General features: G+C 63.9%; 23 protein-coding genes. 10 read left to right on the top strand and 13 right to left on the bottom strand.

Annotated features, from left to right (window positions below; genetic code table 11):
* Positions 1 to 82 precede the first annotated feature (82 nt).
* Positions 83 to 958 carry an ABC transporter substrate-binding protein gene (locus tag OKC29_RS05305; RefSeq protein WP_073348741.1) on the bottom strand — a complete coding sequence of 292 codons (876 nt, stop codon included), beginning with the start codon at positions 956 to 958 and terminating at the stop codon, positions 83 to 85.
* Between the two features lie 117 nt (positions 959 to 1,075).
* Positions 1,076 to 2,140: a porin gene (locus OKC29_RS05300; RefSeq protein WP_016349239.1), complete on the bottom strand. Its 1,065-nt coding sequence runs from the start codon at positions 2,138 to 2,140 to the stop codon at positions 1,076 to 1,078.
* Between the two features lie 219 nt (positions 2,141 to 2,359).
* Between OKC29_RS05300 and glpX the strand changes: the two genes are divergently transcribed.
* Both glpX and OKC29_RS05290 read left to right on the top strand, forming a co-directional pair.
* The gene (gene glpX / locus OKC29_RS05295; protein WP_016349240.1) at positions 2,360 to 3,370 is read left to right on the top strand and encodes a class II fructose-bisphosphatase; all 1,011 of its coding nucleotides are present in this window, start codon (positions 2,360 to 2,362) and stop codon (positions 3,368 to 3,370) included.
* A gap of 157 nt (positions 3,371 to 3,527) precedes the next feature.
* Positions 3,528 to 3,779 (top strand): YkgJ family cysteine cluster protein, encoded by a 252-nt coding sequence (locus tag OKC29_RS05290; RefSeq protein WP_060390510.1) that lies wholly within the window; start codon positions 3,528 to 3,530, stop codon positions 3,777 to 3,779.
* Between the two features lie 157 nt (positions 3,780 to 3,936).
* On the opposite strand, the gene OKC29_RS05285 is transcribed toward OKC29_RS05290, so the two are convergent.
* The 4 genes from OKC29_RS05285 to hemC are packed head-to-tail and all read right to left on the bottom strand — an operon-like array spanning position 3,937 to position 7,841.
* Positions 3,937 to 5,100, bottom strand: coding sequence for a heme biosynthesis HemY N-terminal domain-containing protein (locus tag OKC29_RS05285; RefSeq protein WP_073348742.1), 1,164 nt, complete (start codon positions 5,098 to 5,100; stop codon positions 3,937 to 3,939).
* Between the two features lie 10 nt (positions 5,101 to 5,110).
* Entirely contained in the window at positions 5,111 to 6,184 is a 1,074-nt protein-coding gene (locus OKC29_RS05280) for a uroporphyrinogen-III C-methyltransferase (protein ID WP_049046903.1), read from the bottom strand.
* Positions 6,181 to 6,915, bottom strand: coding sequence for a uroporphyrinogen-III synthase (locus tag OKC29_RS05275; RefSeq protein ID WP_073348743.1), 735 nt, complete (start codon positions 6,913 to 6,915; stop codon positions 6,181 to 6,183). Before OKC29_RS05275 ends, OKC29_RS05280 begins: the two co-directional genes overlap by 4 nt.
* Complete coding sequence (gene hemC, locus OKC29_RS05270; protein WP_016349245.1) at positions 6,912 to 7,841, bottom strand: hydroxymethylbilane synthase; 930 nt, start codon at positions 7,839 to 7,841, stop codon at positions 6,912 to 6,914. Before hemC ends, OKC29_RS05275 begins: the two co-directional genes overlap by 4 nt.
* A 323-nt stretch (positions 7,842 to 8,164) precedes the next feature.
* Here hemC and OKC29_RS05265 point away from each other — a divergent pair, with 323 nt between their 5' ends.
* Complete coding sequence (locus tag OKC29_RS05265; protein ID WP_065479953.1) at positions 8,165 to 10,699, top strand: class I adenylate cyclase; 2,535 nt, start codon at positions 8,165 to 8,167, stop codon at positions 10,697 to 10,699.
* Positions 10,700 to 10,822: 123 nt separating this feature from the next.
* Here OKC29_RS05265 and OKC29_RS05260 read toward each other — a convergent pair whose 3' ends face one another.
* Complete coding sequence (locus OKC29_RS05260) at positions 10,823 to 11,476, bottom strand: alpha/beta hydrolase (RefSeq protein ID WP_162275583.1); 654 nt, start codon at positions 11,474 to 11,476, stop codon at positions 10,823 to 10,825.
* Between the two features lie 14 nt (positions 11,477 to 11,490).
* The gene (gene cyaY / locus OKC29_RS05255) at positions 11,491 to 11,805 is read right to left on the bottom strand and encodes an iron donor protein CyaY (protein ID WP_011704445.1); all 315 of its coding nucleotides are present in this window, start codon (positions 11,803 to 11,805) and stop codon (positions 11,491 to 11,493) included.
* Positions 11,806 to 11,878: 73 nt separating this feature from the next.
* On the opposite strand from cyaY, the gene lptM reads away from it, so the two are divergent.
* The 6 genes from lptM (at position 11,879) to OKC29_RS05225 (ending at position 16,704) form a co-directional block, all read left to right on the top strand.
* Complete coding sequence (lptM, locus tag OKC29_RS05250; RefSeq protein WP_017408874.1) at positions 11,879 to 12,055, top strand: LPS translocon maturation chaperone LptM; 177 nt, start codon at positions 11,879 to 11,881, stop codon at positions 12,053 to 12,055.
* Between the two features lie 20 nt (positions 12,056 to 12,075).
* Positions 12,076 to 13,326: a diaminopimelate decarboxylase gene (lysA, locus tag OKC29_RS05245; RefSeq protein WP_016349249.1), complete on the top strand. Its 1,251-nt coding sequence runs from the start codon at positions 12,076 to 12,078 to the stop codon at positions 13,324 to 13,326.
* Positions 13,327 to 13,391: 65 nt separating this feature from the next.
* Complete coding sequence (gene dapF / locus OKC29_RS05240; protein WP_011704447.1) at positions 13,392 to 14,222, top strand: diaminopimelate epimerase; 831 nt, start codon at positions 13,392 to 13,394, stop codon at positions 14,220 to 14,222.
* An 80-nt stretch (positions 14,223 to 14,302) separates the two neighbouring features.
* On the top strand, positions 14,303 to 14,983 hold the full coding sequence (locus tag OKC29_RS05235; protein ID WP_016349251.1) for a DUF484 family protein: 681 nt from the start codon (positions 14,303 to 14,305) through the stop codon (positions 14,981 to 14,983).
* The gene (gene xerC, locus OKC29_RS05230; protein ID WP_073348745.1) at positions 14,976 to 15,953 is read left to right on the top strand and encodes a tyrosine recombinase XerC; all 978 of its coding nucleotides are present in this window, start codon (positions 14,976 to 14,978) and stop codon (positions 15,951 to 15,953) included. Before OKC29_RS05235 ends, xerC begins: the two co-directional genes overlap by 8 nt.
* A 40-nt stretch (positions 15,954 to 15,993) precedes the next feature.
* A complete protein-coding gene (locus tag OKC29_RS05225; RefSeq protein WP_073348746.1) occupies positions 15,994 to 16,704 on the top strand; it encodes an HAD-IA family hydrolase in 711 nt (236 codons plus the stop codon).
* Positions 16,705 to 16,802: 98 nt separating this feature from the next.
* On the opposite strand, the gene OKC29_RS05220 is transcribed toward OKC29_RS05225, so the two are convergent.
* Together OKC29_RS05220 and OKC29_RS05215 are read right to left on the bottom strand one after the other, a co-directional pair.
* The gene (locus OKC29_RS05220) at positions 16,803 to 17,204 is read right to left on the bottom strand and encodes an STY0301 family protein (RefSeq protein ID WP_041217702.1); all 402 of its coding nucleotides are present in this window, start codon (positions 17,202 to 17,204) and stop codon (positions 16,803 to 16,805) included.
* 41 nt (positions 17,205 to 17,245) lie between these two features.
* On the bottom strand, positions 17,246 to 18,772 hold the full coding sequence (locus OKC29_RS05215) for a mechanosensitive ion channel family protein (RefSeq protein WP_039212899.1): 1,527 nt from the start codon (positions 18,770 to 18,772) through the stop codon (positions 17,246 to 17,248).
* A gap of 133 nt (positions 18,773 to 18,905) precedes the next feature.
* On the opposite strand from OKC29_RS05215, the gene OKC29_RS05210 reads away from it, so the two are divergent.
* Entirely contained in the window at positions 18,906 to 19,301 is a 396-nt protein-coding gene (locus OKC29_RS05210) for a hypothetical protein (RefSeq protein WP_161772480.1), read from the top strand.
* 7 nt (positions 19,302 to 19,308) lie between these two features.
* Here OKC29_RS05210 and OKC29_RS05205 read toward each other — a convergent pair whose 3' ends face one another.
* The 3 genes from OKC29_RS05205 to OKC29_RS05195 form a co-directional block, all read right to left on the bottom strand.
* Entirely contained in the window at positions 19,309 to 20,079 is a 771-nt protein-coding gene (locus tag OKC29_RS05205; protein ID WP_073348748.1) for a gamma-glutamyl-gamma-aminobutyrate hydrolase family protein, read from the bottom strand.
* Positions 20,080 to 20,440: 361 nt separating this feature from the next.
* Positions 20,441 to 21,250 (bottom strand): sugar-phosphatase, encoded by an 810-nt coding sequence (gene yidA, locus OKC29_RS05200; protein WP_045528922.1) that lies wholly within the window; start codon positions 21,248 to 21,250, stop codon positions 20,441 to 20,443.
* A gap of 104 nt (positions 21,251 to 21,354) precedes the next feature.
* Complete coding sequence (locus tag OKC29_RS05195; protein WP_316248872.1) at positions 21,355 to 23,025, bottom strand: DUF342 domain-containing protein; 1,671 nt, start codon at positions 23,023 to 23,025, stop codon at positions 21,355 to 21,357.
* Positions 23,026 to 23,256: the final 231 nt, after the last annotated feature.

Below are 23,256 nucleotides of genomic sequence, written 5' to 3'. Positions count from 1 at the left end.
CCTGTCGGCAAGGTGACGGGAGGAAGGAAAAAGGGGGATGAGGGGCTCAGTGGTCGGCGGCAGAGGGCGTGATCTCGGCCAGCTACTTGCCCAGTACCAGCCGCGGCACCGGGTCGGTCTGCAGCGGGATATCCTGCAGCGGGGTGCCCTGCAGGTTGCGGTGGATGATGTTGGCCGCCATCTGGCCGAGGGCCCGATAGCTGCTGATGGTGCCGACGGTGCAGCCGTGCTCGACATAGATCTCGGCGCTGCAGATGGTGGGAATGCCCGCCTCGTTGAGGGCAGCCAGCAATTCGGGGGCGATGGAGAGCAGGTAGCTGTCGGCGGCGAGAAACACGATGCTCTCTTTGGCGTCGTGCTGCAGCCGCTTGAGTTCGCTGGCCAGCCGCCGCTTGTCTGGCGCGATGCGCCAGGTGGTGAGCTCCCACTGGTAGCGACGGGCTTCGCGCAGCAGCAGCTCGCCGGTCAGCAGGGTGTTCTGCTCGCGCGGGTTGAACGGCAGCAGCAACCCCTTGCCGGCGGGCAGATAGCGGCGGGCGTTGGCGAGCTGCAGCGCCATCGGTACCATGTTGCTGGTGCCGGCCACCATCTGGTTTTCCGTCTTGTCGTCGGACAGGAATCCGGCCCCGACGGGGTCGGACACTATGCTGAAAATCAACGGTTTACGGTTGCCCACCAGGCTCTTGACCATGGCCGTGGCGGTGGTGCCGAAGCAGTAGATGTAGTCGTAGTCGGCGAGGGAGGGCAGCAGTTGCTGGCGCAGCAGGGTGGCCAGCACGGTTCTGTCCTGATTGGCGTTGAAGGTGACGAAGGTGGGGTGGTGACCGAGCCGGTTCAGCTTGTCGCGAAAGCCGCGCTCGGCATCGGTCTCGCCGCGCCACAGCACCATGGCGATGGTCAGCGCCTGGACGGGCAGGGCACAGAGCAGACAGCAGCAGATGAGCAGGCGTAGCGGCATGATGATCTCCTCGTCGTGGTTCTGTTGAGCCTAGATCATGGGGAGCAGGGCACGCCGACGCGGATGCAAAAGAGCGCGCCGGCATCAGCCGGCGCGCGCAGTGCAGAGGGGTCCGACTTAGAAGTCGTAGCGGGCCGCCAGCTGGAAGTCATCCTTGACGTTGAGCTTGCCGCTCTCTTTGCTGTCGAGGTTGTTGATGCGGTACTCGCCGATGACGCGCAGGTTCTTGTTGAACTTGTACTGGGCGCCCAGGGTGTAGTAGTCGATGGAGTCATAGTCGGCCTTGCCGTCCTGCTCTACCTTCTGCTTGTTCCACAGCGCCATCAGGCCGAAGCCGTTCTCGAAGTTGTAGCCCAGCGCTCCTTCCCAACCGGTGTGATCCTTGCCGGTGGCCAGGAAGTCGGTGCCGTCCGCATAGCTCAGGGCGGCGTAGACGGCCTTGTTGTCGTACTTGGCGGAGAGCAGCCACAGCTTGGCATCCTCTTCCCCGTTCTTGTCGCGGATCCCCACGTTGTAGGCAGTGCCCAGCGCCAGGTTGAACGGGAAGGTGTAGGCCACGGCGGCGCCGTAGGCGGCATCGCTGTCTTTGCTGGTGGTCTCTTCGGTGTCACCGCCGTCGAACTTGTAGCTGGTGTCTACCTGGAAGCCGTTGAACAGACCGGAGTACTTCAGCACGGAACCGGCACGGTTGGTGGCGAAGGTGTCGGTCTTGGCACCCAGCGCGTCGTTGCCGTAACCGTCGGAGAGAGAAACGTCGGTCCAGTCAGCCAGGAAACCCGGAGCCCCTTTCTGGCGACCGAAGGTGATGTTGCCCCAGTCCGCGCCAACACCGGCGAACGCCAGACGGGTGCGCAGGTTGTCGGAGTTCTCGCTGATGGTCTTCTCGCTGTCGTTGATGTACATCTGCACTTCGTACTGGGCCAGCGCCTTCAGTTGGCTGTTGATCTGGCTGTCGACCTTGGCGCCGAAGCGGACGAACTGGTTGGCGCCCTGCTTGTCGCTGTACTCCTGGGTCCCGTTCGGATGGGTGCTGTCGACCCCTTCCTTCTTGTCACCGAAGAACTGGCCGGCGTAGATGCGGCCGTACAGATCCAGGGTGGTGGTGTCATTCTTGTAAACTTCAACGGCGTGAGCCTGGAAGGCCGCGGTGAGAGCCAGTGCCACTACAGTCAGCTTTTTCATCTTAATCCCTTGTGTTGCAAGCTTTGTTGTAAAAGACGGGGCCATGCTAGGCAGGGGGGATGACAGCGGGGTGACACTCTCGTGAAGTGTCGGTGGCGGTTTGATGTCAAATTGGTGAAAGGGCCGTGTTTTGTGTGACGAACCGCCACTTTTGCGCGCAAAGGTTTGCCCTTGTGGTAGAATGCCGCCCGTTTTCGAGCTCCAAAGGTTGGATATGCGATGAGACGTGAACTGGCAATCGAGTTTTCCCGAGTGACGGAAGCGGCTGCACTGGCTGGCTACAAGTGGCTCGGACGTGGTGACAAGAATATCGCCGATGGGGCGGCCGTTGCGGCCATGCGCCATATCCTCAATCAGATCCAGATCGATGGTGAGATTGTGATCGGCGAAGGTGAAATTGACGAAGCCCCCATGCTCTACATCGGCGAGAAGGTGGGCACGGGTCTGGGCGACGCGGTGGACATCGCGGTCGATCCCATCGAGGGTACCCGCATGACCGCCATGGGTCAGGCCAATGCCCTGGCCGTGCTGGCCGTCGGCGACAAGGGCTCCTTCCTCAAGGCTCCCGACATGTACATGGAGAAGCTGATCGTGGGTCCCAAGGCCAAGGGTGCCATCGACCTCGATCAGGCGCTCGAGCTGAACCTCAAGGCCGTGGCCAAGGCGCTCGGCAAGCCGCTCTCCCGTCTGACCGTGATCACCCTGGCCAAGCCGCGTCACGACAAGGCGATCAAGGAGATGCAGGGGCTGGGTGTGCGGGTGTTCGCCATTCCCGACGGCGACGTGGCTGCCTCCATCCTCACCTGTCTGCCGGACAGCGAAGTGGACATGCTGTATGGCATCGGTGGCGCGCCGGAAGGGGTGATCTCGGCGGCGGTGATCCGTGCGCTGGACGGTGACATGCAGGCCCGCCTGGTGCCCCGTCATCAGGTCAAGGGCGACAGCCCGGAAGTGCGTGCGCTGGGCGAGCAGGAAATTGCCCGCTGCGAGGCACTCGGCATCGACGTGAGCAAGGTGCTCAAGCTGGAAGACCTGGCCAAGAATGACAACGTCATCTTCTCGGCCACCGGCATCACCAAGGGTGATCTGCTGGACGGCATCACCAGCGACGGCGTCATGGCGACCACCGAGACCCTGCTGATCCGTGGCAAATCGCGGACCATTCGCCGCATCAAGTCGATTCACTTCCTGGATCGCAAAGACAGCGTGGTGCGCGACATCATCCTGTAAGCAGGAAGATGGCTGTTGCTGAACGACCAAAGCCCGACACTGTCGGGCTTTTTGTTGCCGGTTGGCAAGGGCACTATTTCATGGCGGGGCCGGGATAACAGTGAGGAAAATCCCCGCCCTTTGCTAAACTGGTTCGCCCTGCCGAGGAAAGCATTACATGGAATGTCGTCAAGGTTGCGGTGCCTGCTGCATCGCCCCCAGTATCAGCAGTGCCATTCCCGGCATGCCCGACGGCAAACCGGCCGGCGTGCCCTGCGTGCAGCTCGATGCGCGGCTGGGCTGCAAGATCTTCGGCCAGCCCGAGCGGCCGGCGGTGTGCGGCGGCTTTCGTCCCATGCAGGACGTGTGCGGCTATCACCGGGAAGAGGCCATCTGGCTCATCGGTGAACTGGAGCGGCTGACCACCTGAGCCCTTGACCCTCTCCCTCGGGGAAAGGGTGGCTGCTGGTTCCCCTTCATCCCCGACCCTTCTCCCACGAGGGGAGAAGGGAGAGCAGCCATTCGGAACAATCCCAATAAAAAGAGGCCGCAACTGCGGCCTCTTTTTATTTCGCGACGAACGGGCGTCAGACGTCGGCCAGCTGCAATGCCTGGCGGTAGTACTCGTTGGCCTTGTTGGTGAGGCGGCGCTTGTCCATCACCTGACCGAGGGCGTGGTAGACGGCGGCGTTAGGCGCCTTCGCGACCTCCTGCTCCAGCAGGCGTTGGGCGTCGTCCAGCTGACCGGCCAGCAGGTAGATCTGGGCCAGCGCCGCATCGACGCCAGGTTGATCCTGGATCTTCTGCAGCAGGGTCAGCATCGGCTGGTAGCTGTCGAGCTTGAGCTTGGGCAGACGGGCCAGCAGCTGGGGCGAGACCTGCTTGCGCAGCGCATCCAGCCACAGCTCGGCGGCTTCATTGTCGGCCCCCAGCTGGCGCAGGCGATCGCCATAGGCGGCCAGCAGATCCGGATCCTGGCGCAGCTTGCGCGGCAGCTCCTGCCAGATCGGGCGCAGGGTCTCGAGGGCGCCGCTGGCGGCGTCGAGGCGACCACGCCAGGCCTGCTGCAGCAGGTCTTCTTCCTGTTTGGGGGTCAGCTTGCCCACCTTGTGCAGCACCGGGATGAGGTCGATGAGGGCAGCCCAGTCCTCGCGGGCCAGGTGCACCTGGCGCAGCTGGTCCAGCACCATGGGGTGGCGCGGGTTGAGGGCATAGACGGATTCCAGCATGGCCAGCGCAGTGTCGTACTGGCCCTGCTCGATCTGCAGCTGGGTCTGGGTCAGGGTCAGCGCCAGCTCGGCCTTGGGGTTCTCTTCTTGCGCCTTTTGTAGGTATTGGTCCCGGCGCACGTCATCGCCACGGGCCTGGGCTGCCTTGGCGGCGCTCAGGTAGTTGAGCAGCGGGGTGTCGCTGTTGCTGGCGCCCTTGAGCATCAGCTTCTCGGCCTGGCTGTAGTGCCCCTCGGCCATGGCCAGGGTGGCGGCCACGGTCTGCTGGTTGGCCTTGCGGCGCCGGCGCGAGCCGTACCAGCCCAGGGTCTTGCGGCGCAGGCCGAATACCCGGCCCAGCAGCCACTCGACAATGAGCAGGGCACCATAGAACAGCACCGCCAGGATCACCGCGCTGGTGACCGAAGATTCAACCGTGTAGTTGCCCAGCGAGATCAGCACATAGCCCTTGTTGCCGGAAGCCTGCGGGCCGAAGATGAGGCCGGCCACCATGGCGGCCACCAGTACAATCAGACGAATCATGGTGCCCTCCTCAGTTGCTGGCCAGAATGCGCTGCAGGCGCTCGGTCAGCACCTCTTCCAGCATGGCCTGGGTCTTGAAGCGATCCGGATAGTTGAACTGGATCTGCTCCCCCTTGAGCTTGTCCAGCTCTGACTGCATGTAGTGGGTGGCGCTGTTGTCGGTATCGAAATACTGGGTCAGCCAGCGCTGGGCCTTGTCCAGGCTGTCGTCATAGAGGGCCTGCTGCTCGCGGTAGACGGCGAGCTGGGCCTGCAGCAGCTTGGTCTTGAGGTTCTCGCGCAGGAAGATCTCCTGCTGCGGGGAGAGCAGGGCCTCCACCGCGCCGTCACGACGGCGGATGGTGATGAAGTTCTCGGTGAACTTGACCCAGTTCTTCTTGAGATTGCTCTCCCACTCGTCCGGGTTGGTGCTGACGGCCTGATCGGGCTCGCTCTTGGCTTCCGGCATGCTGACGGTGGAGAGCGGCAGCAGCTCGATCTGATCGGAGAGGGCGGCCAGCTTCAGGGTCAGGCCTTCGCGGTCGATGCGCGGCATCCCCTTGAGCTGGGCGATGTCTTCGGCCAGCGCCTTGCGGATGGGCATCAGGCTGGGATCGTTGAGCGCCTTGATGCGTTCGTCGGCATTGCCGAGCAGTGTGATGGCGGAGACGAGGTCGTGTTCCAGCCACAGCTTGCGACCGGCCATCCGCACCAGGTATTCGGATTCGGCCAGCATCCAGTCGTTGGGGCGCTTGTCGTTGAGATCCAGCACCCGGGTCTGCAACCCCTTGAGCTCGTCCTGCAGCAGTTGCTGCTGCTTGCCGAGGGCGGCCAGCTGCTCGCCATCCTTGCTGTTGCTCTGGTCAAGCTTGTTCATGGCCTCGGCCAGTTGCAGCTTGAGCTGGTTCAGCTCGCCCTGCTGGGCCACCGCATTCTTGTGGCCGTGCAGATAGAGGCCGCCGGTCAGGCCGAGGGCCAGCAGGATGGCGATGCCGCCGACCACAGCACCCGAGCTGCCCTTCTTGTTGTTGACCTTCTGGCCGGGTTGCTTGTTGTCGGCCACGGAGGCCGCGGCACTCGGCTGGACTTCTTGCTGTTCAGTCATTCCATCTTCCTCAGTTCCAGAGCGGCCGTCAGGGCCTGGTTGGATGCACCCTGGGCAATCGTGATATGGGTAAAGCCCGCCGCCGCGGCCATCTCGGCCACCCGCGGGCTGGGCACCACCAGCAGGCGGTCGTGCAACCAGGGCAGCTGTTGGTCCGGGACCAGTTCCAGCAGCCGTTGCAGCAGTTCACCGCTGGTGACGAGCAGGCTGTCGAGCCCGGCCGCCTGCCAGTGGCGAGTCAATGCGTCCCCGTCCAGTGCGGGGTAGTGGCGCTCATAGGCCGCACAATAGTGCACCAGTGCGCCGCGTGAGGCCAGCGTCCGGGCGATGAGATCCCGGCCGCCATTGCCGCGCAGGATCAGCACCTGTTTGCCGTTCACCTGTTGTAGGCCGGGCAGGGCCAGCAGCCCTTCGCTGCACGGATCGTCCGGGCTCAAGGCCTGGATGCCCACCTCAGCGAAGGCATCCGCGCTGGCCTGGCCGACCGCAAAGTAGTCAATATTTGGCCAGGTCTGACCAGTTTGCAACAGAAAATGATGAGTGAAATGAACCGCATGCACGCTGACGGCGATGACGATGTCGGCCTGGGGCAGCAGTTCGGGCAGGCGGTGCAGTTCGCTGCCCGCCACGGTTTCCAGCAGCGGGCAGCAGAGCGGTGCGTGACCGTGCTGGCGCAGCAGTGCCGCCAGCTCGGCGGCCTGGGCGGCCGGGCGCACCACCAGCGGGATCATGCCCGGTAGACCTCGGCCAGGATGACATCGGCACCATCGGCCAGCAGACGCTGGGCCAGGGTGTGGCCGAGGGCCTCACCGTCGGCCAGCGGGCCGCGGATCTCGTCGCGGATGACGCGGCTGCCATCCGGGCTGCCCACCAGGCCGCGCAGCCACACTTCTTCCCCCTGCACCAGGGCGTAGGCCCCGATGGGGACCTGACAGCCCCCCTGCAGGGCGCGGTTCATGGCGCGCTCGGTCAGTACCCGGATCCGGGTCTCGGGGTGTTCGAGCGGTGCCAGCAGGGCGTGCAGCTCGTGATCGTCGAGGCGGCATTCGATACCGACCGCGCCCTGACCGTTGGCGGGCAGGCTCTGCTCCGGCTCGATGAAGGCGGTGATGCGGTGCGCCATTTCCAGCCGTTTCAGGCCAGCGGCGGCGAGGATGATGGCGTCGTATTCACCGGCGTCCAGCTTGGCGAGACGGGTGTTGACGTTGCCGCGCAGGTCGCGGATCACCAGATCCGGGCGTGCCGCACGCAGCTGGCACTGGCGGCGCAGGCTGGAGGTGCCGACCACGGCTCCCTGCGGCAGCTCATCAATCTGGCCGAAGCGGTTGGAAACAAAGGCATCGCGCGGATCTTCGCGCTCGCAGATGGTGTGCAGGCCGAGCCCCTCGGGGAACTCCACCGGTACGTCTTTCATGGAATGAACGGCGATGTCGGCCCGTCCCTCCAGCATGGCGGTTTCCAGCTCCTTGACGAACAACCCCTTGCCGCCCACCTTGGCGAGAGGGGTATCCAGGATCTTGTCACCCTGAGTGCTCATGGGTACCAGCTCGACCTGCAACTCGGGGTACAGGGCTTCCAGCCGGTCTTTGACGAAGTTGGCCTGCCACAGGGCCAAGGGGCTCTTGCGAGTGGCAATTTTCAGGGTTCGGGCTGCCATATCAATCAGTTGTTTCATCTTTAGAAGGAAAACGATCTTACCACCCTTTGCAGGGGCTTTCATGGCGCAGCCCGCAAAAGCGGGCTCAAGCTCAAAAACGGCCGCTGAAAATGATTTTTATTAAGTCTGGCTTTCCAGTTAATTTGTTGAAATTACAGTTCTTTATTGCTTTCGAATGATACTGTTTAGTGACTTGTCATAAATAATCCGGCGATTGTGTGCGGGCTTGTTTACCACCGCTGTTTGCATTGTTAACATGATCACACTTTTTTGACGTCTCCCCGTTTTGGTGCGTCATTTATTACCTCGGTATAGGCAGGGCATTGCTGGTAAAACTCGACACGCTGGTGGCGCGCTACGACGAACTCAATCGTCTCAAGACGCAACGGGCGCTAGGTCTCATGAGTCGCTACGGGCAGCAGGTTTTTCAGCTGCTACCTGTCATGCTGCACTTCAATCACCCCCTGTTGCCCGGTTATGTGGCGGGGGATGTGCCGCACGGCATCTGGAGTTTCACCGCCAATGACGCCCAGCAGGCCTTCATCGAGGACCTGTGCCAGAACGCCAACTGCCTGAACGGCCTCACCACCCATGACAAGTCGATCCAGGGGCTCTACTCCATGGGCAGCACCTCGTCCATCGGCCAGTGCTGCCACTCGGATCTCGACATCTGGGTCTGCCACGTGGCCGGTTTGTCGCAGGAGCGGCTCGAGCTGCTGGATCTCAAGTGCCAGCAACTCTCCAAGTGGGCCGAGCAGCGCGGGGTCGATCTCAACTTCTTCCTGATCCCTGAGGACAAGTTCCGCCAGCGCAACGATGCCCAGATGCAGGGTGAGAGCTGCGGCAGCGCCCAGCACCTGCTGCTGCTCGACGAGTTCTACCGCAGCGCCATGCTGATCGCTGGCAAGCGGCTGCTCTGGTATCTGGTGCCCAGCGAGTATGACGACCACTACGACGACTACGTCAACGGCCTGTTCGCCCACGGCAAGCTGAGCCAGGATGACTGGCTCGATCTCGGTGGCTTCAACCGCATTCCGGCCGAGGAGTACTTCGGCTCCGCCCTCTGGCAGCTCTACAAGGGCATCGACTCCCCCTACAAGGCGGTGCTCAAGTCGGTGTTGATGGAGGCCTACTCCCACGAGTATCCCAACACCCGTCTGCTGTCGGTGACCAGCCGCGACTGGTTCCAGCACAACGAGGGGATGCACTACCGGCTCGACAACTACTGCCTGATGCTGGACAAGGTGACCAACTACCTCAAGTCCATCGGCGACATGCAGCGGCTCGATCTGGTGCGCCGCTGCTTCTATCTGAAGGTGTGTGACGGTCTCAGCCACCCGAAGGAGGAGCACTCCCCGGCCTGGCGCCGCGAGCAGATGACCCAGCTGGTGGCCTACTGGGGCTGGAGTCAGGAGCGATTGCACCATCTGGATCATCGTCAGGAGTGGAAGGTCGAGGACGTCAAGGTGGCGCACGCCGAGCTGCTGGAAGCCCTGATGCAGAGCTACCGCAACCTGATCCAGTTCGCCCGGCGCAACAACATCAGCGAGTCCATCAACCCGGAAGACATCGGCATCCTGTCGCGCAAGCTCTATGCCGCGTTCGAGAGCCTGCCGGGCAAGGTACAGCGCATCAACCTCAAGATTGCGCCGGACTTGAGCGAGCCGGATCTCAGCTTCGTGCAGGTGCCGCACGGCCGCTTGAACCGCGCCGGCTGGTATCTCTACAAACATTCGCTGGAGCCGGCAGACATCATCGGCCGGGCGCCGCTCGAATATAACGGCTACATCAGCAAGCTGGTGTCGTGGGCCTATTTCAACGGTCTGTTGACGCCCCAGTCCCGAGTGCACCTGTTCAACCAGGGCTCGGATCTGCACATCGACAACCTGCACCAGTTCTGTCGCGATCTGTCCGGCACCTTCCCGGTCAAGTATCCCCGCGCCACCAACCTGGCCCTCAGCCGGCCGTGCGAGATTCGTCAGCTCTCCATCTTCCTCAACCTGGAGACGGACCCGACCAGCCACTGGGTGGGCCAGGTGATCGAATTCGACGCCAACGCCGCCGACGTCTTCTCGTTCGGCCGCAACCAGGAGTGTCTGGTGGGCTCGGTGGACCTGGTCTATCGCAACTCCTGGAGCGAGATCCGTACCCTGCACTTCCAGGGGGACGAGGCGGTGGTGGATGCCCTCACCACCATACTCGGCAAGATGCATCAGGATGCCGCCGCCCCCGAGATGATCGAGGTGTTCTGTTACAGCCAGCACTTCCGCTCCCTGGTGCGGACCCGTTTCCAGCAGCTGGTGGCCGAATGCATCGAGCTGCGCCTGGCCCGCGACAAGCAGCAGCTGGTCAAGACGCTGGCGCTCGGCAAGGAGAAGTACGGCATCTTCTTCGAGCGGCGCGGGGTGTCGGTCAAGAAGCTGGAGAACGCGGTCGACTTCTATCGCCACATCTCCCACAACAAGCTGGATCACCTGCCGCTGCGTCTGGACAAGACCCACAGCCAGCATCTGCCCGGCATCGTCGACGCCTACGCCAGCGAGGGGCTGGTGCAGTTCTTCTTCGATACCCGGGATGCGGGCACCAACATCTATATCCTGGACGAGGCGAACCGGGTGGAGATCTACCAGCACTTCGCCGGCAACAAGGATGAGCTGGTGCAGGGGGTGAACCGCTTCTATACCTCCAGCCACGAGCGCTTCAGCGACGCGGGCCAGTTCAGCAACTTCAACCTGCCCCAGTACTACGAGATAGTGCAGATCAACGGCGAGCTGGAGGTGATCCCCTACCGCAGCCAGGGTCAGCTGCGTGACGCTGGTCAGGGGCGCGAGCTCGGCTCCGCCGCGGGCGCGGGGTAGTGCAGGGGCCGATCCGGCGTGCGCGCAAACGCCCCGGTCTCGGCCCCCTGCTGCACAGGATCATCGCTCATATAGAATGAAAACGGCCTGCATCTGCAGGCCGTTTGGCTATCCGCGGTTGGCTCAGCCCGCGAGGCGGGCCAGCAGCCACTGACGGATGTCGTCGAGTTGCGGGCGGCAGATCTCGTGGCGCATGGGGTACTCGTGCCACTCGGGGGAGAGCCCGGCCGCCTCCAGCCGGTTCTTGGCGTCCCAGCCCATGGAGAGGCTCACCACGTCGTCATAGATGCCGTGCATGTAGCAGATGGGCAGGCTGCGGGCGGCCTCGCTCATCTCGCCGAGCAGGGCGTCGGGCGCCGCCAGGTAGGTGGACATGCAGAGCAGGCCCGCCAGTTGCTGCGACAGGCGCAGGGCGGTGAAGGAGGCAATCACGCCCCCCTGGGAGAAGCCGGCCAGCACGATGCGCTCGGGGGCGAAGCCCTCCGCCACCAGCTGCTCGATCAGCGCGGCGATGCGGGCCGCGGACTCCCTGACGTGGGATTCCACGGCGCGATCTGCCGGGTTGTCGAAGCTCTTGATGTCGTACCAGCCGCGCATCTTGTAGCCCATGTTGATGGTGATGGCGCGCTCCGGCGCATCGGGCAGCAGATGACGCACCGGCAGGTCGGCGGGCAACGCCAGCGCATCCACCAGCGGGGCGAGGCCGGCGCCGGAATCTCCCAGCCCATGCAGCCAGATCACCGCGTGACGGGCGCCTTCAGGGTGCAGATCGATCATGGCGGGCTGCACCATCATGGGAACTGGACGGGTTCGCCCGCCTGGGTGGTACAGGCCTTGCTCAGCAGCGTCTTGAGCTCGTGACCGAAGCGGTTGTCGATCCAGCTTTCCCCTTGCAGCTCGAAGTGGAAGCCGTTCTCGCGGGTGGCGACCCAGATCTGGTGCAGGGGTTCCTGCTTGTTGATGATGACCTTGGTCTTGTTCTCGAACGACAGGGTCAAGACCCCGCCGGCACGCTCACAGTCAATATCCGGATATCCTGCGTCGACGGTGTCCTCCACATATTGGAAAAAGGCGTCGGTCAGGGCGTGATACTCGTGATCCTTCATCGGTTTATCCTGTTGCTTTTAACAATGTGAGTGCGATTATAGAGGGCCAAAAATTTTTTCGCAGCGAACCATTATGATTACCCAGCTTACCAAGTGTCTGCTTGCCACTCTTCTGTCTCTTGGTTTGGCCGCGTGTGGCCTGACGGGACCGCTCTACATGCCGCCCCCCGAGCAGCCCCAGACCCAGAGTACACCGCAAGCACAGACGCCTGCGACCGCCGAGGCTGCCCCAGAGGCCGCGCCGCAATAATTTAGGAAGGAACCGCCCCCTTGGATCACTTTAACTACGACGCCGACGGCCAGCTTCAGGCTGAACACACCTCGCTGCAACAACTTGCCGAGCAGTACGGCACCCCGCTGTACGTCTACTCCCGCGCCACCCTTGAACGCCACTGGCACGCTTTCGACAAGGCGGCGGGCGACATCCCCCATCTCATCTGCTATGCGGTCAAGGCCAACTCCAACCTGGCGCTGCTCAACCTGCTGGCGCGCCTTGGCTCAGGCTTTGACATCGTCTCCGGCGGCGAGCTGTCGCGGGTGCTGGCGGCGGGCGGCGATCCGGCCAAGGTGGTCTTCTCCGGGGTGGCCAAGAGCGAAGCCGAGATGCGCCTCGCGCTGGATAAAGAGATCCTCTGTTTCAACCTGGAGTCGGAAGCCGAGCTGGAGCGTCTGAACCGGGTGGCGGGCGGCATGGGCAAGAAGGCCCGGGTGTCGGTGCGGGTCAACCCGGACATCGACGCCGGTACCCATCCCTATATCTCCACCGGCCTCAAGCAGAACAAGTTCGGCATTCCCATCGAGCAGGCGCCCGCCATCTACCGCAAGGCGGCGGCCATGGCCAACATCGAGATCGTCGGGGTGGACTGCCATATCGGCTCCCAGCTTACCGAACTCAATCCGTTCATGGAGGCGGCCGACAAGCTGCTGCGGCTGATCGACGGCCTGGCGGCGGAAGGCATCCACATTCACCACTTGGACGTAGGCGGTGGCCTGGGGGTCAACTACGGCGCCGAGCAGCCACCCCATCCCAGCGAATATGCCGAGGCGCTCAAGCAGAAGCTGGCGGGCCGGGATCTGACCCTGTTGTTCGAACCGGGCCGCGCCATCGTCGCCAACGCTGGCGTGCTGCTGACCCGGGTGGAGTACCTCAAGCCGGGCGAGACCCGCAACTTCGCGCTGATCGACGCCGGCATGAACGATCTGCTGCGTCCCTCGCTCTACGGCGCCTGGATGAACATCATCGAGGTGGACAGCCGCACCGCCCACGAGCCGGCGCTGTACGACGTGGTCGGCCCGGTCTGCGAGACCGGTGACTTCCTCGGCAAGGAGCGCACCCTGGCGATCGCCGAGGGCTCCCTGCTGGCGGTGCGTTCCGCCGGTGCCTATGGCTTTACCATGTCCTCCAACTACAACACCCGTCCCCGCGCCGCCGAAGTGCTGGTGGATGGAGCGCAGTCGTTCCTCATCAGAGAGCGCGAACAGTTGGCCGATCTCTGGCGCGGTGAGCATTTACTGCCCTGATTGTTAATGGATTTCTCTAAGCGTTCCTCCAGGTGAGAGCGTGAACAAGGGTACAGGAACGCACGATGTTGATAGATTTTTCCAAGATGCACGGGCTGGGGAACGACTTCATGGTGGTGGATGGCGTCACCCAGAAGGTGTTTTTCAGCAATGAGGTCATCAAGAAGCTGGCGGATCGCCACTTCGGCATCGGCTTCGACCAGCTGCTGCTGGTGGAGCCGCCCTATGATCCCGAGCTCGACTTTCACTACCGCATCTTCAATGCCGATGGCAGCGAGGTGGAGCAGTGCGGCAACGGTGCCCGCTGTTTCGCCCGTTTCGTGCGCCTCAAGGGGCTGATCAACCGGGATCGCATCGCGGTGAGCACGGCGCGCGGCCGCATCGTGCTGCAGCTGGAAGGGGAGAACCAGGTCACGGTCAACATGGGGGTGCCCCAGTTCGAGCCGGGCAAGATCCCGTTCCGGGCCCAGAAGGCGGAAAAAACCTACCTGCTGCGGGCCCAGGAGCATACTGTGATGTGCGGGGCCGTCTCCATGGGCAATCCTCACTGCGTCATCGAGGTGCCCTCGGTGGCCGATGCGCCGGTGGCGACCCTGGGTCCCATCATGGAGCGACACGAGCGCTTTCCCGAGCGGGTCAACGTCGGCTTCATGGAGATGGTCAACGCCAGCGAGATCAAGCTGCGGGTGTTCGAACGCGGGGTGGGCGAGACCCTGGCCTGCGGCACCGGCGCCTGCGCCGCCGTGGTGGTGGGCATCAGCCAGGGCAAGCTCAAGGAGCGGGTCACCGTCACCCTGCCGGGGGGCAAGCTGACCATCGCCTGGAAGGGGCCGGGTCAGCCGGTCTACATGACCGGGCCGGCCGAGCACGTATTTGACGGTCAGATAGAGTTATAGGCACGGGCGGGGAGGCCCCCGCTCTGCCAAGCACTAATGTCGGGGCCCTGTGCCCCTTTTTCGGATGGACCAACCAAGTTATGAGCGAACTCAAACGGCAGGAACCACTGGTGGATGAAGCCACAGTGCTGGAGTACCTGGCCCGTTATCCCGAGTTTTTCCAGCGCCACGCGGCCATGCTGGACCGGATCCGCATTCCTCACGAACGCAAGGGCACCGTCTCGCTGGTGGAGCGCCAGCTGGACAGACAGCGCGAGCGCATCGAGCAGCTGGAGCAGGAGATCACCGAGCTGATGGGGATCGCCAGCGAGAACGAGCGGATTTTCCGGGTCTATGCCGATCTCTACGGCGAGCTGTACGGCTGTCAGAGCCTGTTCGAGGTGAGCGCCGTGATGGGCAAGGCGTTCGTGCAGCGGCTGCGGCTGACCGGCCTGCGGCTCTGGCTCAGCCCGAAAAAATTCCAGTTGAGCGGCCCCGAGCAGAAGTTCATGGCGGAGGGCCGACAGCTCGAGCAGCTGCTGGGTCAGCGCCTGCCGGGTCAGGATTACTACTTCGGCCGGCTCAACCAGAGCGAGAAGCAGGCGCTGTTCGGCCACGACGTGCTGGTCAACTCGGTGGCCCTGATGCGGCTCGGCGATCTCGGCGTGCTGGCCTTCGCCAGCTCGGATCCGAGCCACTTTACCCCCCACAACGACACCCTGCTGCTGGGCCAGCTCGGCCGCCTGCTGCAGCTGCGTCTGCCCGAGCTGGCGCGTGGCTAAGACGCTGGCCAGATCCCCCGCCAAGGCGCCACCAGCCGCCGAGCCACTGCTGGCTGCATTGGCCGACGAGCTGGCGGCCTTCATCGAATACCTGCGGGTCGAGCGCCAGCTCAGCCCGCACACCCGCAGCAACTACCAGGCCCATCTGGAAGCCATGACCGCCGAGCTGGTGAAGCTCGGGGTCGACGACTGGGCCCGGCTCGAGGCGAGTCAGGTACGCAGTCTGGTGACCCGGATGCACAAGGCGGGGCTGGCGCCCCGTTCGCTGGCCACCAAGGTCTCCGCCCTGCGCAGTTTCTGCGACTGGCAAGTGCGTCAGGGCCGACTGGTGGCCAATCCGGCGCGCGGCATCGTCACCCCCAAGCAGGGGCGGCCGCTGCCCAAGAACCTGGATGTGGACGAGATGTACCAGCTGCTCAACATCACCGACGAGCAGGATCCGCTGGCGGTGCGGGATCGCGCCATCATGGAGCTGATGTACTCCTCCGGTCTGCGGCTGGCCGAGCTGGTGGGGCTCAATCTGGCGGACGTGAAGCTCGACGAGCGTCAGCTCAGGGTGACCGGCAAGGGCTCGCGGGAGCGGGTGCTGCCGGTGGGGCGGATGGCGGTGGAGTGGCTGCACAAGTGGCTCAAGCTGCGCCCCCTGCTGGCCGGCGATGAGCTGGAGGCGCTGTTCGTCTCCAAGCGCAAGCAGCGGCTGTCGGCCCGCTCGGTGCAGGAGCGGCTCGACGGCTGGGGCAACAAGCAGGCGCTCAACGCCCACGTCCATCCCCACAAGCTGCGCCACAGCTTTGCCACCCACATGCTGGAGTCCTCCGGCGATCTGCGGGCGGTGCAGGAGCTGCTGGGTCACGCCGATCTCTCCACCACCCAGATCTACACCCACCTCGACTTCCAGCACCTGGCCAAGGTGTATGACAGCGCCCACCCGCGGGCGAAGCGGGATCCCGCAGCGCCGGACGACGAATGAAGAGAGCCGGGCATGCCCGGCCTCGACAAGAGGAGATACCATGCAGTTCTATCGCCGCTGGCAGCCGGTGGCCGCCATCTCGTTTGACCTCGACGACACCCTCTATGACAACGGCCCGGCCATCGAGCGGGCCGAGCAGTGGATGCTGAGCCACCTGCGCAGCGAATACCTGGCCACCGCCATGCTGGACAAGCCGCGCTGGCAGGTGCTCAAGCACAACCTGCTGCTGGAACAGCCGGCACTGCGCCACGACGTCAGTCTGGCACGCCGGCATGGCATTCAGGCCGCGCTGATGGCGGGGGGGATGGCACAAGGGTTGGCAGAGCGTGAGGCAGCGTCGGTGTTCGCCGGTTTTCTGGCCGAGCGATCGAAGATCGAGGTGAGCGGTGAAACCCACGCCCTGCTGGCCCGGCTGGCCGAGCGCTACCCGCTGGTGGTCATCACCAACGGCAATCTGGATCTGAGCAGGGCTGGTCTCGCGGATTACTTCACCCTGGTCTGCAAGGCTGGCCTCGGCAGCAGGATGAAGCCGGCGCCGGATATGTTTGTAGAGGCGCAGACGGCTCTCAAACTGGCGCCCGGCCAGATCCTGCACGTGGGGGATCATCCACAGACCGACGTGCTGGGTGCCCGGCTGCACGGCTTCAAGGCCGCCTGGCTCAACGAGCGCGGTCAGCCCTGGCGACAGCTGCAACTGCTGCCGGATGTCGAGCTGACGACACTGGGCGAGCTGGCCGAACTGCTGCTCTGATCAGACCTCCACACCCGCCGGTTCACTGCCGACATGCATCTCATATCGGCCGATCATGCACCGCAGGCAGCAGCCATTGTTGGGTCATGCCGGAGTGGTCACTCGTTGCGGCAGATCAGCCCGCGCAAATCGTAAGGCTCGGGCTGGTTGACCCGGCAGTAGCTGATGCCGGCGGGCAGCGCCTGCTGCAGGGTGATGGCGGTCTCCCGATAGTGGCAGACCAGATAGAAGGGGCGAGGGTTGCGGCGATCCAGACTCCAGTAGTGCAGCGCGTCGCTGTCGCCGTTGTCCGGCTTGAGCTGGGCTCGCTCATCGGGGTCGCCGTCGAACAGGGCCAGGTTGTCCAGCCGGTGGCTGAGGGGCTGGTGTTGTTCCCCCAGATCGTTGCGGGTGACGGCCTGCCACCCCGGGCTGGCCCCCAGCAGTTGCTGGCGGGTTTCAATGGTCGCGGGGCAGTCAAATTGCAGGGTGGCGCTCAGGGCCAGTGCGGTCAACAGCATGAAATGCATCTCTGGTAGAAAGCCTGAGCCGCCATGCTACGTCATCGACCGCCAAACAGCGCCATCAGTTTGTCCAGCAGATCCCGTGGCGGGGTGATCTGCTTCATGGCTTCCGCCTCCCGCGCCAGCAGCTCCTGCTGCTCCTGCTGACGGGCGCTCAGCACCTTGTAGAGCGGCTCGAGCAGGGAGCCGCGCTGGGCCACCAGCTCCTGGAACATGGCCTGATTGATGCGATAGGTTTCGACGGTCCCCAGGGCCCGCACCGTGAACGGGCTCGGCTCGCCGGTGAGCAGGCTCAGCTCGCCGAAGAAGTCGCCGGCATTGAGGGTGCCGAGCGGCAGCTCGCGCCCTTCCACCTCCACCAGCATCTGGGCATCCCCCTTCACCAGTACGAACAGCCAGCCGGAAACCTCCCCCTGGCTCAGCATCCGATCGCCGTTGACGAAGGGGGCGAACTTGACCTGATCCGCCAGCCGCAGCAACTCCTCCTCCTGCAGCATGGCGAACAGCGGCAGGCGGCGCAGGGTGTCGGTGCGCTCGGCGGTATGCCGCTTGTGGCGCTGATCCTTGTGATCCTGATCCGTGGTCATGAAGACGTTGAAGATGGGCGGGGTGAGGCGCCGGTCGTTGCGGCGCAGGGCGGCATCGATCAGGGTGCGCACCGCCGAGTCGGTGGGATCGTCCACCGCCAGATCGGTGAGCCAGTAGCGCACCGCGTAGCGGGCGATGCCGTTCTCCACGTTCATCAGCAGGCAGTCCGGCTGCGGGCTGGCGGAGACGTGGCGGATGCGGGTCTCCCGCAGGGACTGTTCCACCAGGGCAATGATCTGGGTGGGCAGGGTATCCAGGGTGATGTCGAACCAGACCCAGCGGCGCCACTGCAGGGGGGCATTCTGCCGCCGTCCGAGCACGGTGAAACGCTGCTTGAGCAGGTGGCTGTTGGGGATCACCACCGTCTCCCAGTTGCGGGTCTCGATGGTGGTGGCACGCCAGTTGATCTCCACCACCCGGCCCTGGGTGGTCTCCACCTGCAGCCAGTCGCCGATGGCGATGGAGTTGTCGAGCTGGATCGAGACGCCGGCCAGCAGGTTGCCCAGGGTGTCCTGCATGGAGAAGGCGATGACGGCGGTGATGACGGCGGAGGTGGTGACGATCTCGCCGAGGGCCATGCCGGAGGCGTAGAGGCGGAACAGGCACCAGCCGATGTAGCCGACCGTGATGACGATGTCGGCGATGATGCGCGGGATGCGGATCTGGCACAGGGGCAGCAGAAACTGGAACAGCAGGATCCCCCAGATCTTCACCAGCACCAGCCCGGCCAGCAGGCTGGAGATCTCCACCAGCCAGTGGTGGGGCAGCGGCAGGCGAAACCAGCCCCCCTCGAACTGGATCAGCAGGATCACCACCAGGCTTATCATCACGAAGCCGAGCTCGCTCACCAGCTCCCGCCGACGGCCGGGGCTGCGCAGGAAATGGGTGAAGAGCAAGAACAGGGTCAACAGGGTCCAGAACGGGTGTTCGCCAATCCACAGCAGGGTAGGTAGCGCAACGAGGTTATCGCTAAACATAGCAGCCCCTTATCATTGGTTATTTCCAGCATAGTTGGTTTCAACCCGCTAAATGGGTGCGGGGCGGGGGCAATTTATTTATGCTGGGCGCCGGTCTGACGAGGGAGTGGTACGAGTGCGCACGCTGAACAAGATGGTCTGGATTGCCGGGGCTTGGTTGCTGACGGGCTGTGATCAGCTGGCCGACAAGTATCGGGTCGAGTTTCGTGATGGCTCCTGGCGCGAGATTGCCATCACCCCCTTCGCCGACGAGGCGCGCTGGCGCGAGGGCTGCGCCACCGGCGAGGTGCTGAGCGACATGATGCTGCCGCTCAAGCGCGGCAAGACGGTCAACGGCCGCGAGCAGCTGTTGATCGGCGGTGAGCTGTTCGAGTTGGACGACAGCGCCCTCTATCGCAGCAACGGCATGGTGTTTGGCCACACGCCGGATCACATCCAGCGCGGGCTGAAGGGGCTGGAGGTGTGCCGAACCCTGCGCCCGGATCGCGGTGCGCTGCCCAAGCTCAAGGCGCGCGGGTTCGGCGACTAGCCGGCTGTCAGACGTCGCTCAGGCGGGCCCGGCAGGCGTCGCCAAAGGCCTCGAAGATCTTGATGGAGTGAGGGTTCTCGCTCGCCTTCCACTCCGGATGCCACTGCACCGCCAGCAGGAAGGGGGAGAGGGCGGGGGCGTGGATCGCCTCGATCAGCCCATCTTCGGCATGGGCCAGCGGCTCCAGCCCCTTGGCCAGCGTCTTGATCCCCTGGCCGTGCAGCGAGTTGACCGGGATCGACGGTTGTCCCATCAGCTCCGCCAGCCAGCTGCCCGGCACCAGCTCGACCTGATGGCTCTCGCCATACTGATCGTCCACCGGATCGTCAGCATCCTCCCGATGATCGTCATAACCCGGCTCGCTGTAGACCTTCTGGTGGATGTCTCCCCCCAGCGCTACGTTGATCTCCTGCATGCCGCGGCAGATCCCAAGGATTGGCAGGCCGCGGTCGAGGGCGGCCCGCACCAGCGGGATATCGAACAGATCCCGGTCCCTGTCTTGCTGCTTCTCCGGGGTGAGGTTCTCCTGGCCGTAGAGGGTGGGATCTATGTTGGAGCCGGCGCCGCTCAGATAGACGCCATCCGCCAGATCCAGATACTGCGCCAGATCCTCGGTGCCGCAGCAGGTGGGCACCAGCAGCGGCACGCAACCGCTGATCTCCACCAGCGGCTTGATGTATTTGTGGGTCATCACCTGATAGGCGTGGCCATTGCGGGGCTGGGCGCCCGTGGTCATCAGTACGACGGGTTTACGCGGGGTGTGGGGGCTGCGAGTCATGATTCACCTTGGCTGTCCTTAGCGGTCCTGCGCCTTGGGCAGGCCCTTGCCGTCGTCAGCGGGGCAAGGGCATGCCTCAAGGCATGGTCGTGGGATCGGAGGTGCGTTGCACAGCCAGAATCGTCGGTCAGCCTGGGCAACGACAGCCTGGATCCTGATCCCAGTCTGCCAAGGCCGTTCAATATGTCAAACGAAATGATGCCAACATGTTAAATATATTCTGCGCTCGACTGGCTTGAGTCCCATTTAAAGGGGCTTGTAGCGAAGGGGGGGAGAGGGAAGTGCATTGGTGTGGTGGATATATTAAACATGCCGCGCTGACGGCCGGATAGCAAAAGGGGCCCGCAGGCCCCTGGTCGCGTCAGGCGTTCAGGATGAAACGCTCGATCACTTGGGCGACCCCGTCTTCATCGTTGCGCCCCGTAGTGTGCTGGGCCAGCGCCTTGATGTCGTCGGTGGCATTGCCCATGGCCACCCCCAGCCCGGCATACTCGATCATGTGGTGATCGTTGCCCGCATCCCCCACCGCGATGACCTGGGAGGCATCCAGCCCCAGGTGCTCGGCCAGGGCGGCGACGCCGGTCCCCTTGTTGCTCTGCTTGTTCATGAACTCGAGGAAGTAGGGGGCGCTGCGCACCACGGTATAGCGCTGGTAGAGCTCGGCCGGCAGCTTGGCGATGGCGGGGGAGAGCAGCGGCTCGGGATCGATCATCATCACCTTGAGGATCTGCTCGTCGGCGGGCAGGGTGGCGAAGTCCAGCAGCTTGATGGGCATGTCGATGAGGCGGGATTCGTGCTCGGTGTAGGGGCTGACCCTGGGGCTGATGAGCCCCCGGCTCACCGAGAAGCCGTGCACGTTGACGCCCAGCTCGTCGGCCAGGGCGGCGATGGCGCTGGCATCGCTGCCGGTGAGCAGCTGGCTGCGGATGATGTGCTGATCGGCCACCTGCTGCACCAGGGCACCGTTGTAGCAGATGACGTAGTCATCCTGACCGGTGAGGCCGAGTTCCACCAGATAGCGGCTCATCCCCTCCAGCGGCCGGCCCGAGGCCAGCACGACGGTGACGCCCTTGGCGCGGGCGGCGGCAATGGCCGCGTGGGTGCGGGGGGAAATCTGGCCCTGGGAGTTCAACAGGGTGCCATCCATATCCAATGCGATCAGCTTGTACATCTCTCACTATCCTGCGGTCTGGCTGGCCCGCCCGATGGGGCCAATGGGAGGCCGAGTGTAGCGAAATTCGCCGTCCGGATCACGACTGACGGGTCACTCTTGCGTCACTTGTGGGGTTCGTAGGGGGTCAGCTGCAGCTGATCTTCACGGATGGCAAAGTGGATGGGGCCGTGTTCGATGTCGACCCGGTAGTGGTGGTGGGCCATCTCCACCTCGACCCCGGGGAAGGCGTGCTGGGTGGCGATGATGTCCATCTCCGCCATCAGCTTCTGCAGCTCCTCCTGGGCCGCTTCCAGCTGTTCATCCAGCAGCTTGCTCTCCTCGAGACGCTGGGTCCGGATCAGCTTGATCTTCTGCAGGGTCTGGGGATTGCGCTTGTCGCTCGGCAGTTGCAGCAGCTTGAGCAGCAGCTCCTGTAGCTTGTCCAGCTGCTCCCGGCACTCCTGCTTGCGCTGGCGCAGCGCCTGCTCCTGCTCCTTGTGGGTGAAGTAGCCGCCGAGGATCTGCAGCCGGGTCTGGTTGTGGGCCGAGGCCCCCAGGATCGGCGCCATGATGAGGCGGTTGGCGATGCTGATGCCCCCCAGCAGGTGGCCCTTGCGCATGCCGCTGTCACCCACCTTGAGATCCTGGCCGCTGCGGCTGTAGCAGTGGCTGAGCTGGGTCAGGATGTGGATGTCGCCGCCGGCCTCCAGCTTGGCGTACTGGGCGTAGCTGGCGTGGATCTCGCCCTGGGCGTTGAGGTGGCAGAGGAACTCGTCACTCTGTTCGCTCTTGCGCCCTATGATGCCGTTGCGCACCGTGATGGTGCCGCTCGATTCGATGTAACCCCCCTCGACGAAGCCGCCGATCACCACGTCGCCGCTGGTCTTTATCTTCATGCCGGGGGTGACGTCGCCCGCCACGATCAGCGCCCCTTCGAAGATGACGTGGCCGTGGCGGATATCCACCTGCTTGACGCTCAGCACGTCGTCCACCTTCATGCCGTTTTTCTCCTGACGCGGCAGGCCGGGGCGGCTGGCCAGCAGCAGATCGGGGTCATCCGGCGAGAGGAAGGTGCCCTCGCCGGCCACCATGGGGCTGTCCTTGCCATGCTTGGCGGGCAGCTCCTGGCCGGTGACGGTGAAACCGGGCACCCCCTGGGTGGCGGGGTGGCGGCGCATCAGCTGGGCGCCGGCCTTGACGGTGAGGATGGTGCCGAGGTCGCGCATGTCGACCCGGCCGTGGTCCAGCTCCTGAGGCTTGAGGATCCGTTCGGCCGGGGTCTCCACCAGTCGCTCGAAACGGGTGTCCTGACCGTTGACGGCGGCCTTGCCCTGCGCCACCGGCAGCCTGAGCAGGGTGCCCGGCGTCGCCTCCTTGGCGGCCAGCACGGCGGCGGCGATGAGCGGTGCCTGCACCCCCTGACTTATTTCGCTGCTCTGGATCGCCTGCTCCAGCTGTTCACTGGTGAGGTATTTGCCGCCCCAGTCGGCGGTGATCTGGGCGGTGGCGCTCATCCGGTCCTTCTCCACCACCAGCAGGACGCTGGCATCGTGGCGCTGGGCGATGGGCACCGGGTTGCCGGGCAGGGGGGCGGTCGGGTTGCTCAGCAGGGTGTTGAGCAGGCTGATGGCCTGCTTGATCCCCTCCGTCAACGGTTGATAGCGGCGACAGTTGGAGGCCAGCAGCAGCGTCTGGATATCGCTCTCCGAGATGGGGTTGGTCAGCCCGGGCACGATGCGCAGGCAGGCGTATTCCATATCGGCTGACAACAGTAACCACTCTTTGCTTAACACCCGGATCCCTTCCTTCGTCCGCATCCCAATTGGAACGGCTGCTTGTTTTCAGTTAATCGGCATTTTGTTAAAAATGCGAATCATCAACATGGTGCTGGTCTGCAGTATCCAGACATTTCTCCTTTTTGGTCAACGAGCTAAGCACAAATGGGTGAACTGGGACGAGGAAATGAAAAGTAACAGGGAGTATGCTGACGGCACCATGAGCCCGTCTGCCAGCCGCTATCGGCT

This window comes from Aeromonas sp. QDB34, assembly GCF_027705405.1.
GTDB lineage: Bacteria > Pseudomonadota > Gammaproteobacteria > Enterobacterales > Aeromonadaceae > Aeromonas > Aeromonas hydrophila.
Note: the sequence above shows the minus strand (reverse complement) of the source record. Positions and strands in the feature narration are given on the sequence as shown.